Genomic DNA, 12,653 nt, shown 5'->3' with positions numbered 1-12,653 from the left:
TCACGGGCATCACGACGTCGGGACGCCGGCCTTGTAGCCCACGCCGCGCACGGTCACGACGATCTCCGGCTGCTCCGGGTCGTTCTCGATCTTGCTGCGCAGCCGCTGGACGTGGACGTTCACGAGCCGGGTGTCCGCCGCGTGCCGGTAGCCCCACACCTTCTCGAGCAGCACCTCACGGGTGAACACCTGCCAGGGCTTGCGGGCGAGCGCGACGAGCAGGTCGAACTCGAGCGGCGTCAGCGAGACCGGCCTGCCACCCCGCTCGACCCGGTGACCGGGGACGTCGATGCTGACGTCGCCGATCGTCAGGTGCTCGGGCGCAGGCTCGTCGGACCGCCGGAGGCGTGCCCGCACGCGCGCGACGAGCTCCTTGGGCTTGAACGGCTTGGAGATGTAGTCGTCCGCACCGGACTCCAGGCCCAGCACCACGTCGACCGTGTCGCTCTTGGCGGTCAGCATGACGATCGGCACGCCCGACTCGGCGCGGATCTGGCGGCAGACCTCGTTGCCGTCCTTGCCCGGGAGCATGAGGTCCAGCAGGACCAGGTCCGGCTGGGTCTGCCGGAACACGCCGAGGGCCTCGTCGCCGTCCTCGCAGAACACCGGGTCGAACCCCTCGGACCGCAGCACGATGCCGATCATCTCGGCCAGCGCGATGTCGTCGTCGACCACCAGCACGCGTCCCCTCATGCGCGCCATTGTCGCACCCGCGACCGTGCGGACCGGCACGTACGTGCTCGTCGGGCGGGTGAACGACGACGCACCACGCCGGCGCGGCCGCACGGCGGGGGTTCGCCCGACGAGCGAGGCCGTCATGGCACGATGAGGGCGCCCGCACCGGGTGACAGGGGACGACGACGTGGCTGCACGCCCGTCCGACGCGAGGGAGTGCCGCTCGATGACGGGCCCGCACGACGCACCGCAGGAGCCGACCTGGGCCGCGCCCGGCTCGGCACCGAACCCGGCCGCGCCGGCTGCCGCCCCGCCGACCCCGCCCGCCGCGCCGCCCGTCGCGCCTCCGGTCGCGCCTCCGGTCACCCCCGCCGCCCCGCCGGCGGGCTGGGGCGCCGCGCCGGGCTGGGGCACCCCGCCGGCACCGGGGCCCCAGGCGCCCGGCACAAAGGCGCCCGGCACACAGGCACCCGGCACACAGGCACCCGGCATGCAGGGACCCGGCGCACCCCCGCCGGGCATGCCCGCGGGACCGGGCTACGGCCCCGGCTACGCACCCGCCGCGTGGCGGCCACCGGCCCTCCAGCCCGGCATCATCCCGCTGCGCCCGCTGAACGTCGGGGAGATCCTCGACGGCGCCTTCCGGGCGGTGCGCGCGAACCCCACGGTCATGTTCGGGCTGTCGCTCCTGGTCATCACCGTGATGGTGGCGGTCCAGGCCGTGCTGGTCTGGTACGTCGGCGGGCTCGTGAGCGGCGAGGTGGCGACCTGGCTCGACGAGGCCTCGGGCTCGGGGCTCGACCCGGCCAGCACCACCGAGCTGGCCGACACGTTCAGCGCCGGGATCGCGAACCTGGCCACCACCCCGCTCGTCAGCCTCGCGACCACCTTGCTGACCGGACTCCTGATCGTCTCGGTGAGCCGGTCCGTGCTGGGCCGGACGGTGTCGGTGGGCGAGGTGCTGCGCTCGCGCCAGGTGTGGGCCGTCGTCGGCTTCACGGTGCTGCAGGCGATCGCGGTCCTCCTCGCGGTCGCGCTCCTCCTCGCGCCGCTCGTGGTGGCGGCGCTCGCGGAGCAGTGGGCGGCCGCCGGGGTGCTCGGCGTCGTCGGCGGGCTCGCCGCGGTGGTCGTCCTGCTGTGGTTCGCCGTGCGCACGCTGCTCGTGCCCGCCGCGCTCATGCTCGAGGGCCGGGCGTTCTGGCGCACCGTGGCCCGGGCGTGGCGCCTCACGCGGGGCTCCTACTGGCGGCTGCTGGGCATCTGGCTGCTGACGCAGATCATCGTCGGCTTCGTCGCGTACATCATCCAGGTCCCGGTGCAGCTCGTCGTCACGTTCGCGTTCCAGGAGGCGGTCCCGACGAGCTTCGGCGCGATCGCCGCGACGTCGGTCGGCCAGATCCTCGGGTACACCGTCTCGACGACCTTCACCGCGGCCGTCGTCGCGCTGCTGTACATCGACACGCGCATGCGCCGCGAGGGGCTCGACATCGAGCTCGCACGGTCCGCGCAGCAGCCCGCGTGACCGCTGCCGTGCCGTCGCTGGTGACCGGGCGCCTGCTCGGCCTGCTGCCCGGCGCGGCGCAGGAGCCGCCGGTGGTGCCGGACGCGCCGACGGCCCGCCGGTGGGCGGTCGACGAGCTCGCCCGGCCCGAGTACCACGTGCAGCGCTCGCTGCTCGGACGGCTGCTGGACTGGCTGACCGAGCAGTTCGACCGTGTCCAGCAGGGTGTCCAGGTGGACGGCCGGGTCGCGGCGCTCGTCATCGCCGTGGCCGTGCTGCTCGCGCTGGCCGTCGCGTGGTGGGTCGCGGGACCGGTACGGCGCGGCAGCGCGTCCGCGTCGCGTGCGGTCCTGGCCGAGGACGACGTCCGCACCGCTGCGCAGATGCGTGCCGCCGCCGACGCCGCCGCGGCGCGCGGCGACTGGACGCTCGCCGTCGTCGAGCGGTTCCGCTCCGTGGTCCGCGACCTCGAGGAACGGGCCGTCCTCGACGAGCGGCCCGGCCGCACCGCGCACGAGGCGACCCTCGAGGCCGGCACCCGGCTCGCGGGGGTCGCGACCGCGCTCGACGCCGGTGGCCGGCTGTTCGACGACGTCGCCTACGGCGGCCGCGCCGCCACCGACCGCGACGACGCCGCGCTGCGCGAGCTCGCGGCGCAGGTGGCCGCGGCGCGGCGGATGGCCGCGACCAGGTCGTCCTCAGCACCGGCGGTGCCGCGATGAGCACCGGGCCGGGCGGGGACACGACCACGGTCGCGGGCACGGCGACCACCGACCCGCAGGTCGGCGTCGTCGGCGACGGCACGACGACGCGCTCGCGCGCGACCTCTCGCTGGCGCCGCCTGCGGGTGCCGCTGGCGATCGTGGCCGCGCTCGTCGTGATCGGGCTCCTGGCCGCGCTGCCCGAGCCGCGGCGGTCCGCGCTGCCCCTCGCGCCGGACAACCCGCAGCCCGGCGGCGCGCGCGCCGTCGCGCAGATCCTGGGTCGGCACGGTGTCGACGTCCACCTCGTGCGCCGGTTCGACGACGTCCTCGCGGCGGACGCACCGGGAGTCACGGTCCTCGTCGTCGGCGACCGGGACCTCGGCGACGCGCAGCTCGACGCGCTGCCCGGTCTGCGCTCGGACCTCGTCCTGCTCGAGGCCCCGTGGGCCGCCGAGGCGGTCGCCGGGATCACGTCCGCCTGGTCCGGCTCGACCGCGGGCCCACGCACGGCCCAGTGCAGCGACGAGGACGCGCTCGCCGCCGGCGAGATCGTCTCCTCCGGGTCGCTCGCCGCACCGCCGGACGCGACCGTGTGCTTCCCCGCCGTCGAGGGGCTGCCCGACGAGGGGACCTACGTGGTCACCGAGGCGGACGGACGACGGGTCGCCGCCCTCGCGGGCAGCGACCTGCTGACCAACGAGCACCTGGCGACGGCCGGCAACGCCGCGCTCGCGCTGCGCGTGCTCGGTCGCACGCCCGAGCTCGTCTGGTACATCCCGTCGCTCGACGACCCGTACGGCGGCCCGGGGTCCGACGAGGCCGCGCTGACGTCGACCATGCCGCCCTGGGTCGGCCCGCTCGCGTGGCAGCTCCTGCTCGTGGTCGTCGTCGCCGGCGTGTGGCGCGGCCGACGGCTCGGTCCCCTGGTCACCGAGCACCTGCCCGTCGTGGTGCGCGCGGGCGAGGCGACCCGCGGCCGGGGCCGGCTCTACCGGCGGGCGCGCGCGCACGGTCACGCCGGGGCCGCGCTCCGGGCCGCCGCGGCGACGCGCTGCGCGGCGCGGCTCGGGCTGCCCCGCGCGGCGGCGGCGCCCGAGGTCGTCACCGCGATCGCGCACGCGACCGGCCGCCGCGAGGACGCGGTCGAGGCGCTCCTGTACGGACCCCCACCCGCTGACGACCGCGGGCTGGCGCTGCTGGCCCGGGACCTGGACGACCTGGAGAGCGAGGTTCACCGACCGTGACCGACGACGCCACCCCCTCCCCGCCGCCGCCGCCCGCGAGCGGTGCGCCCGACGTGCCGGCGCCCCCAATGCCGTCTGCGCCGTCGGTGCCGCCCGTGCCGTCGGTGCCGCCTGTGCCGTCGGTGCCGTCGGTGCCGTCTGTGCCGGCACCGGCCGCGTCTGTGCCGGCACCCGGACCGGACCCGACGACGGCGCCGGCACCCGCCGACGCGCCGTCGCCGTCGCACGACCTGCGCGTCGCGCTCGCGGCCGTGCGCCAGGAGGTGGCGAAGGCCGTCGTGGGGCAGGACGCCGCGGTGTCCGGGCTCGTGATCGCGCTGCTGTGCCGCGGCCACGTCCTGCTCGAGGGCGTGCCCGGTGTCGCGAAGACGCTGCTGGTGCGCACGCTCGCGCAGTCGCTCGACCTGCAGACCAAGCGCGTCCAGTTCACCCCGGACCTCATGCCCGGCGACGTCACGGGCTCGCTGGTGTACGACGCACGGACGGCGGAGTTCTCCTTCCGCGCGGGGCCGGTGTTCACCAACCTGCTCCTGGCCGACGAGATCAACCGCACGCCGCCCAAGACCCAGTCGTCGCTGCTCGAGGCGATGGAGGAGCGCCAGGTGTCGGTGGACGGCGAGCCGCGGCGGCTGCCGGACCCGTTCCTGGTGATCGCGACGCAGAACCCGGTGGAGTACGAGGGGACGTACTCGCTCCCGGAGGCCCAGCTCGACCGGTTCCTGCTCAAGCTCACGCTGCCGCTCCCCGAGCGGGACGACGAGGTGGAGGTGCTCGCGCGGCACGCGGCGGGCTTCGACCCGCGCGACCTCGCCGGCGCCGGCGTGCGGCCGGTCGCGGGCGTCGACGTGCTGGAGCGCGCCCGGGCCGAGGTCGCGCGGGTCCAGGTCTCGCGCGAGGTGCTCGGCTACGCGGTCGACGTGTGCCGCGCGACCCGGCAGTCGCCGTCGCTCTCGCTCGGGGTCTCCCCGCGCGGGGCCACCGCGCTGCTCGCGACCTCGCGCGCGTGGGCCTGGCTCTCCGGCCGCGGCTACGTGACGCCGGACGACGTCAAGGCGCTCGCGCACCCGACGCTGCGCCACCGCGTGCAGCTGCGGGCCGAGGCCGAGCTCGAGGGCGTCACCGCCGAGTCGGTGCTCGACACGGTGCTCGCCTCCGTGCCGGTCCCGCGCTGACCGCCCGTGGCACTGACCTGGCGGGCCGTGCTGCTCGCCGCGCTCGGCGTCCCCGTCGTGCTCGTCGTCCCGCTCACGGGGACCGTGCTCGTGTGGGCGCTGTTCGTGGTCCTGACGTGCGCGGTCGACGCGGCGCTCGCCGCCTCGCCGCGGCAGGTCGGCGTGCGCCGGGGCGTGCCCGGCTCGGTCCGGGCCGGTGAGCGCGCCGACAGCGTGCTCACCCTGACGAACCTCGGTCCGCGGCGGCTGCGCGCGCTCGTGCGCGACGCGTGGCCGCCGTCGACGCGCGGCGGCCCGGACCGGCACGACGTGGACGTGCCGTCCCAGGAGGCCCGTCGGGTGCGGACGGTGCTGGTGCCCACGCGTCGGGGCGACGTGGCGGCGGACCGCGTGACGATCCGGTCGTTCGGCCCGCTGCGGCTCGCCGCGCGCCAGGCGTCGGTCGTCGCGCCCGCGCGGCTGCGGGTCCTGCCGCCGTTCCACTCCCGGCGTCACCTGCCCGCCCGGCTCGCGCTGCTACGGGAGCTGGACGGCCGCGCCGCGGTGCAGGTGCGCGGCGCGGGCACCGAGTTCGACTCGCTGCGCGAGTACGTGATCGGTGACGACGTCCGCTCGATCGACTGGCGCGCGTCCGCGCGACGGGCGGACGTCGTGGTGCGGACGTGGCGTCCCGAGCGGGACCGGCGGGTCATGATCGTGCTCGACACGGGCCGCACGTCCGCGGTCCGGGTGCAGGACGAGCCCCGGGTCGACGCGTCGATCGAGGCCGCGCTGCTGCTCGCCGCGCTCGCCAACCACGCGGGCGACCGCGTCGAGCTGCTGGCGTACGACCGCCGCGTGCGCGCCCGGGTCCTCGGCTCCTCGGGTCCCCGCCTGATGCCGGCGATGGCGGACCAGCTCGCGGGCGTGGCGCCCGAGCTCGTCGAGACCGACTGGCCGGGCGTGGTCGCCCAGGTGCGCGAGCGGACCTCCCAGCGCTCGCTCGTCGTGCTGCTGACCACGCTCGAGCCCGCGGTCGTGGAGCACGGGCTGCTGGACGCCGTCGCGCCGCTCGCCCACCGGCACCAGGTCGTCGTCGCGTCCGTGAGCGACCCCGAGGCCGCCGCGCTCGCGCGCGGACGCCGCGACGCCACGGCCGTGTTCGACGCGGCCGCCGCGGAGCGCGCCGAGCTCGAGCGCGCCGCGGTGGCGGTGCGGCTGCGGCAGTCCGCGGTGGAGGTGGTCGAGGCGCTGCCCGAGGAGCTCGCACCGCGCCTCGCGGACACCTACCTGGCGCTCAAGGCGGCGGGGCGGCTCTAGCTATCCGGCCGTCGCGAGCACGTAGCCGCCGCGGTCCGCCTCCAGGTCGCCGGTCTCCCCCGACCGCACGGCGCGGCGGCCGAGCACGATCGTGTAGACCCAGAACGCGGCGAGGGCGGCCGCGCCGATCGCGATCTTGACCCACCACAGCAGGGTCGAGCCGGTGACGAAGCCCTCGACGAGGCCCGAGACGGCCAGCACGCCGACGAGCGCGAGCGCGGCGGTGAACAGCGCCCGAGCCTCCTCCGCCAGCGCCCTCGCACGGGTGCGCGGCCCGGGGGCGACCCACGCCCAGAAGACCTTGAGCCCCGCCGCTCCGGCGACGAACACGGCCGTGAGCTCGAGCATGCCGTGGGGCAGGATCAGGGAGAGGAACACGTCCAGCGCGTCGTGCGCCGCCATCATCCCGCCGATGTTCCCGACGGCGACCGCGTTGGAGTAGAGGAAGTACAGCGGCCCGATCCCGGTGATCCCGGTGCCGATGCAGATCGCGGTGAGGAACGCGTTGTGGGTCCACACCGTCGCCGCGAAGCCCGCACCCGGGTCGTAGTACTCCGCGAACGCCTGCTCGACGTACTGGTCGCGCTCCGCAGGCGTGCCCATCGCGGCGAGCGCGTCCGGGTTCGTGGCGACCCAGACGCCGGCGACGACGCCCGTGACGACGAACGCGACCATGACCGCGACGGTCCACCACCGCAGCCGGTACAGCGCCGCGGGGGCGGTCACCACGACGAACCGCGTGACGTCCCGCCAGGCCGGCTCGTGGGTGCCGGCGATGGCGGCCCGGCCCCGCGCGACGAGCTGCGAGAGCCGGGTGATCATCTCCGGGTCCGGCGCCGCCGAGCGGATCGCGGACAGGTCCGTGGCCGTCGCCTGGTAGAGCCGCACGAGCTCGTCGGACTCGGCACCCGTCCGACGGCGCGCGCCGGCGAGCTCGTCGAGGCGTCGCCACGCGGGCTCGTGCACCGCCTGGTAGGCGTCCAGATCCATGCGCACAGCCTGCCACCTGCGACGCCCCGGCGGGCGGACCGGCTAGGGTCCAGTCGGGACGCGGCCGAGCGCGGTGCCGAGCGCGGTGCCGAGCGGGGTACCGAGCCGGTCCCCCGCCGCCGCCCCGCGGCCGGCGGCGACGAGGACGAGGACGAGGACGGCGACCAGTGGACACGATCGTCACGGGCGAGGGCGTCGTCCTCGACTCGCGCGCGGCCTCGGTCCTGTCCCGGGTCCTCGCCGCCCTGATCGACCTCGTCGTCCTCGGGGCCGTCGTGGTCGTCGGCCTCATCCTCTACGCCAACGTCGCGGCGCGCAGCGCGTCCGAGGCCGTGAGCAGCGTCGGGGCGACGCTGCTGCTGGCCGGCGTCCTCGTCGTGCTGCCCACGACCGTCGACACGCTGACCCGCGGGCGCTCGCTCGGCAAGCTCGCGCTCGGCATCCGCGTGGTGCGCGACGACGGCGGACCGCTGGTCTTCCGCCAGGCGTTCGTGCGCGCGCTCACCGGGGTGGTCGAGCTCTGGCTCACCCTCGGGTCCGTCGCGATCATCTGCTCGATGGTGAACCCGCAGGGCAAGCGCGTCGGGGACATCCTGGCCGGCACCTACGCGGTGCGGGTCCGGGGCGCGGTCACGCGCCGCACCGCGCTCGTCATGCCCCCCGGCCTCGCGGGATGGGCGCACCACGCCGACGTCGCCCGGCTCCCCGACGGGCTGGCGCTGTCGGTGCGGCAGTTCCTCGCCCGCGCGACCGTGCTGCACCCCGCCTCGCGCGTCGAGCTCGGCACGTCGCTCACGCAGCAGGTGCAGCGGTACGTCCAGCCGCTGCCGCCGCCCGGTACCCACCCCGAGGCGTTCCTCGCGGCGGTGCTGGCCGAGCGGCGCGAGCGGGAGCTGGCGGCCGGCCGGGCGGCGAGCGCCCGGCGCGCGCAGGAGGCCGCGCTGCTGCACCGCCTGCCGCACTCGGTACCCGACCCGCCGTCCTGACGGCCGACCGGCTCCTGACGGCTGACCGGTTCCCGACGACCGGCTACTGGCGGGCGGCCAGCGCCGCGACCACTCCGGCGAGCCGCGAGGGCGTGAGCGTGCGCGCGTACGTCGCCGACAGGTGGTGCGTGTCCCGGTAGACCAGCACGTTGCCGACCGCCACGTGGCAGGTCGTGGGCGCGCAGACCAGGTTCGTGGAGTCGACCAGGACGCTGCCCGGCACGCGGGCGTGCGCCGCGACCAGGGCGTCGCCCTTCGCGAGCGCCTCCGCGCGGGGCATCGAGCACGCCTCCACCTGCGCGACGGTGCTCGCACCCGTCGCGCACGCGAGGAGGTCCTCGCTCACCATCGGGTTGTCGCCCACGGCGACGACGAGCGAGCCGGCGTCCTGCAGCCGCCGCCACGCCTGCGCGATCCCCGCCGGGGTCGCGGACGACTTGCGGTAGGACGTGACGAGCACGACGTCGTACCGGGCCGCGACGAGCCGCCGGAGCAGGTCGCTGCGACGGAAGTGGCAGGGGTCGTCGCTCGGGCCCGGGGCGGCGAGCACGCAGCCGCGCGAGACGTACGTGCTGACCCGCCAGTTGAGCTTCCCGGCCGCGGCCTTGATGCCGGGCAGCAGCATCGCTCCGTGCGAGTCGCCGACGACGGCCACCCGCAGCGCGTCGGTCCGCCCCGACCCGTACTCGCACGACGGCACCGGCACGTCGACCTCGCCCACGTAGCAGGCGAACGCCCCCTGGGTGTCGCTCTCCCACGCCGAGCCCGTGCGCGGGTCCGGGGTGAGCGTGCCGGCGAGGTCGGGGTTCCGGCACGGCTGGGTGCGCGGGTCGAGCGCGGCGGCGCCGAGGCACTCCACGTCGCCCGAGAGCACCCTCGTCAGGACGGCGCGCACGTCGCCGTACGCGCCCACGTCGCGGGGCCGGCTCGCCGTCGCGCGCAGCCCGTGCCACCCCGGCGCGACGACGCGGTACCGGGCGTTGCCGTAGGTCGTCGTGCGCGCGCGCAGCGCGAACCTGCCCTCGGCGCCGACCGAGCCCTTCGCGACGCGGACCCAGCCGTCGGCGGTGCGGCGCTGCACGGTCACCGGGCTGCCCGTCGTGGCGCCGACCACCCGGCCGGTGAACGTCCTCGTCGTGCCGGGCGCGCCCCTACCGGTCACCCGCAGGTCCGTGACGTAGCGGGTCGTCCCCGACGAGCCCGCACCCGCGGCGGCAGCCGGGGCGGAGGCCGGCGCCGCGACGGCCGGTGCGGCGAGACCGGGCGCGACGAGAGCGGGCACGAGCAGCGTCAGGACGACGAGCGCGACGCCCCACGCACGGCGCGCGCGCCCGCTCGAGCGGCCGGCCGCGGTGCTCACGGGCGCCTCAGGTCCGGCTCGAGGTAGATGACGCGCGCGACCGGGACCGCCGCGCGCACGCGCGCCTCGGCGGAGTCGATCGCCGCGGCGACCTCCGTGGCGGTCGTCGCGGCGGGGACCTCGATCTTCGCGGCGACCAGGACCTCGTCGGGGCCGAGGTGCAGCGTGCGCAGGTGGATCACGGACGTCACGCCCTCACCCACGAGCGCCGCGCGGATCCGCTGCACGGACTCCTTGGTCGCGGACTCCCCGAGCAGCAGCGACCGGGTCTCGACGGCCAGGACGACCGCGATGACGACCAGCAGCACGCCGATGCCCGCGGTGCCGACGGCGTCCCACCGGCCGTCCTCGGTGACGAGCGTCATGGACACGCCGAAGAGCGCGAGGACCAGGCCGATCAGCGCGCCGAAGTCCTCGAGCAGGACCACGGGCAGCTCCGGCGCCTTGGCGGTGCGGATGAACGAGACCCAGGACTGCTTGCCGCGGACCTGGTTGGACTCGTGGATGGCGGTCCGGAACGAGAAGCCCTCGAGGCCGATGGCGACGACGAGCACCAGGACGGGCACCCACTTCCACGACTCGATCGGGTGCGGGTCCGCCCACTTGTGCCACGCCTCGTACAGCGCGAACAGGCCACCGAGCGAGAAGAGCACGATCGACACGATGAACGCGTACAGGTACCGCTCGCGGCCGTAGCCGAACGGGTGCTCCTCGTCCGCCGCGCGGCGCGCCCGCTTCCCGCCGACCAGCAGCAGGAGCTGGTTGCCCGAGTCCGCGAGCGAGTGCACGGACTCCGCGAGCATCGAGCTCGAGTGCGTGAGCAGGTACGCGACGAACTTCGTCACCGCGATGCCCAGGTTCGCGGCGAGCGCCGCGACGATCGCCTTGGTGCCGCCTTCGTGCGCCATGTGGTCGCCCCTTCAGTCCGTCGGTCCGGCGCACACCCTAACGGCGTGCCGCGACACCGGCCGACCCGGCCGTGGGCCGGACGCTCAGGCCGGCTGGGCCTCCGCCTCGAGCAGCACGGGGATGCCGTCCCGGACGGGGTAGCGCAGCGGGCGCCCGAGGTCGGTCGACACCAGCCACACCGAGCCGTCGGCGTCGGTGCGGTCCACGAGCTCGGCTCCCGTGACGGGGCAGCGCAGGAGCGCGCGCGCCCACGGCTCGAACGTGAAGGGAGCGCCGCCCGCCGGGGTGGTCGCGGGGTCCTGCGTCATGCGTCGGCCTCCTGCCGGACGAGCGCGAGCACGTCGTCGCGCACCTTGACCATGATGTCCTCGTCGGCCGCCTCGACGTTGAGCCGCAGCAGCGGTTCGGTGTTCGAGGCGCGCAGGTTGAACCACCACTGCGGCTGGGCGTCCCAGTGCGAGACGGTCAGCCCGTCGAGCTCGTCGACCTCGACCGGACCGGCGCCCTGGCGCGTCACGTAGGCGTCGACCACGCGCTCGCGCGCCTGCGCCACCGACGCGACGCGCGAGTTGATCTCGCCCGACGAGACGTACGGCTGGTACTGGTCCGCGAGCGCGGACAGCGGGTGCGCCTGCTCGCCGAGCGCGGCCAGCACGTGCATCGCCGCGAGCATGCCGGTGTCGGCGAAGAAGAAGTCGCGGAAGTAGTAGTGCGCGCTGTGCTCGCCGCCGAACACCGCGTCGTGCTCGGCCATCTGCCCCTTGATGAACGAGTGGCCGACGCGCGTGCGCACGGTCGTGGCGCCGGCCGCCGTGAGCAGGTCCGGCACCACGCGCGACGTGATGAGGTTGTGGATCACGGTCGACGGGCGACCGGCGGCCGTCTCGCGGGCGACCTCACGCAGCCCGACGAGGGCGGTGATGGCGGACGGGGAGACGGGGTCGCCGTTCTCGTCGACGACGAAGCAGCGGTCCGCGTCGCCGTCGAACGCCAGGCCCAGGTCCGCGCCGTGCTCCACCACCGCGCGCTGCAGGTCGCGCAGGTTCTCCGGCTCGAGCGGGTTCGCCTCGTGGTTCGGGAACGTGCCGTCGAGCTCGAAGTAGAGCGGCACCACGTCGAGCGGCAGCGCCGGGAGCCCGGCGCCCGTCCCGAGGACCGCGGGGACCGTGTACCCGCCCATGCCGTTGCCCGCGTCGACCACGACCTTGAGCGGCCGGACCCGCGAGAGGTCGACGAGCGAGCGCAGGAACGCGGCGTACTCGCCCAGCATGTCGCGGTCGGTGACGGTGCCCCGCTCGTCCCCCGCCACCTCCGGCCCGGGCTCGCCCGCCGCCAGCAGGTCGCCGGCGAGGTCCCGGACCGCCGTCAGGCCGGAGTCCTGCCCGACCGGGCGCGCACCGGCCCGGCACAGCTTGATGCCGTTGTACTCGGCCGGGTTGTGGCTCGCCGTGAACATCGCGCCGGGGACGCCGAGCAGCCCGGACGCGAAGTACAGGCCGTCGGTCGAGGCCAGCCCGATCCGCACGACGTCCACCCCGCGGCTCGTCAGCCCGGCCGCGAACCCGGCGACCAGGTCGGGTCCGGACGGGCGCATGTCGTGCGCCACGACGACCGTGGGGCGGGCGCCCGCCGGAGTCTCGGGCAGGACGACGACGTCGGCGAAGGCCGCACCGATCGCGCGCGTGACGGCGGCGTTCAGCTCGCTGGGGACCAGGCCCCGGACGTCGTACGCCTTGATGAACGCGGACAGGTCGACTCGTTCGGGGGTCACCGCTGCATCCTAGCGGCGGGCCGGCCACCGCCCTGCGGTCCC

General features: G+C 75.9%; 12 protein-coding genes. 6 read left to right on the top strand and 6 right to left on the bottom strand.

Annotated features, from left to right (window positions below):
• Positions 1–9: 9 nt before the first annotated feature.
• Entirely contained in the window at positions 10–693 is a 684-nt protein-coding gene (mtrA, locus tag KIN34_RS10115; RefSeq protein WP_214349939.1) for an MtrAB system response regulator MtrA, read from the bottom strand.
• A 472-nt stretch (positions 694–1,165) separates the two neighbouring features.
• Here mtrA and KIN34_RS10110 point away from each other — a divergent pair, with 472 nt between their 5' ends.
• From KIN34_RS10110 to KIN34_RS10090, 5 genes are all read left to right on the top strand, one after another.
• Positions 1,166–2,197 (top strand): DUF7847 domain-containing protein, encoded by a 1,032-nt coding sequence (locus tag KIN34_RS10110; protein WP_237689082.1) that lies wholly within the window; start codon positions 1,166–1,168, stop codon positions 2,195–2,197.
• On the top strand, positions 2,194–2,898 hold the full coding sequence (locus KIN34_RS10105; protein WP_307858183.1) for a DUF4129 domain-containing protein: 705 nt from the start codon (positions 2,194–2,196) through the stop codon (positions 2,896–2,898). Before KIN34_RS10110 ends, KIN34_RS10105 begins: the two co-directional genes overlap by 4 nt.
• Complete coding sequence (locus tag KIN34_RS10100) at positions 2,895–4,124, top strand: DUF4350 domain-containing protein (protein WP_214349934.1); 1,230 nt, start codon at positions 2,895–2,897, stop codon at positions 4,122–4,124. Before KIN34_RS10105 ends, KIN34_RS10100 begins: the two co-directional genes overlap by 4 nt.
• Positions 4,125–4,192: 68 nt before the next feature.
• Positions 4,193–5,296 carry an AAA family ATPase gene (locus tag KIN34_RS10095; RefSeq protein ID WP_237689081.1) on the top strand — a complete coding sequence of 368 codons (1,104 nt, stop codon included), beginning with the start codon at positions 4,193–4,195 and terminating at the stop codon, positions 5,294–5,296.
• Positions 5,297–5,302: 6 nt separating this feature from the next.
• A complete protein-coding gene (locus KIN34_RS10090; protein WP_214349931.1) occupies positions 5,303–6,595 on the top strand; it encodes a DUF58 domain-containing protein in 1,293 nt (430 codons plus the stop codon).
• Here KIN34_RS10090 and KIN34_RS10085 read toward each other — a convergent pair whose 3' ends face one another.
• Positions 6,596–7,585 (bottom strand): stage II sporulation protein M, encoded by a 990-nt coding sequence (locus KIN34_RS10085; RefSeq protein WP_214349928.1) that lies wholly within the window; start codon positions 7,583–7,585, stop codon positions 6,596–6,598.
• Between the two features lie 167 nt (positions 7,586–7,752).
• On the opposite strand from KIN34_RS10085, the gene KIN34_RS10080 reads away from it, so the two are divergent.
• Positions 7,753–8,571: an RDD family protein gene (locus tag KIN34_RS10080; protein WP_214349925.1), complete on the top strand. Its 819-nt coding sequence runs from the start codon at positions 7,753–7,755 to the stop codon at positions 8,569–8,571.
• A gap of 43 nt (positions 8,572–8,614) precedes the next feature.
• Here the strand turns inward: KIN34_RS10080 and KIN34_RS17390 are convergent, their stop codons facing one another.
• The 4 genes from KIN34_RS17390 to KIN34_RS10060 form a co-directional block, all read right to left on the bottom strand.
• Positions 8,615–9,931 carry an SGNH hydrolase domain-containing protein gene (locus KIN34_RS17390; RefSeq protein WP_214349924.1) on the bottom strand — a complete coding sequence of 439 codons (1,317 nt, stop codon included), beginning with the start codon at positions 9,929–9,931 and terminating at the stop codon, positions 8,615–8,617.
• On the bottom strand, positions 9,928–10,839 hold the full coding sequence (locus KIN34_RS10070) for a cation diffusion facilitator family transporter (protein WP_214349921.1): 912 nt from the start codon (positions 10,837–10,839) through the stop codon (positions 9,928–9,930). Before KIN34_RS10070 ends, KIN34_RS17390 begins: the two co-directional genes overlap by 4 nt.
• Before the next feature lie 84 nt (positions 10,840–10,923).
• Complete coding sequence (locus tag KIN34_RS10065; RefSeq protein WP_214349918.1) at positions 10,924–11,148, bottom strand: Trm112 family protein; 225 nt, start codon at positions 11,146–11,148, stop codon at positions 10,924–10,926.
• The gene (locus KIN34_RS10060) at positions 11,145–12,611 is read right to left on the bottom strand and encodes a phosphomannomutase/phosphoglucomutase (RefSeq protein ID WP_214349915.1); all 1,467 of its coding nucleotides are present in this window, start codon (positions 12,609–12,611) and stop codon (positions 11,145–11,147) included. The genes KIN34_RS10065 and KIN34_RS10060 overlap by 4 nt, the downstream gene beginning before the upstream one ends.
• Positions 12,612–12,653: the final 42 nt, after the last annotated feature.

It is taken from the genome of Cellulomonas fulva (genome assembly GCF_018531375.1).
Classification (GTDB): Bacteria; Actinomycetota; Actinomycetes; order Actinomycetales; family Cellulomonadaceae; genus Cellulomonas; species Cellulomonas fulva.
This window is presented reverse-complemented; position numbering and strand designations above follow the sequence as displayed.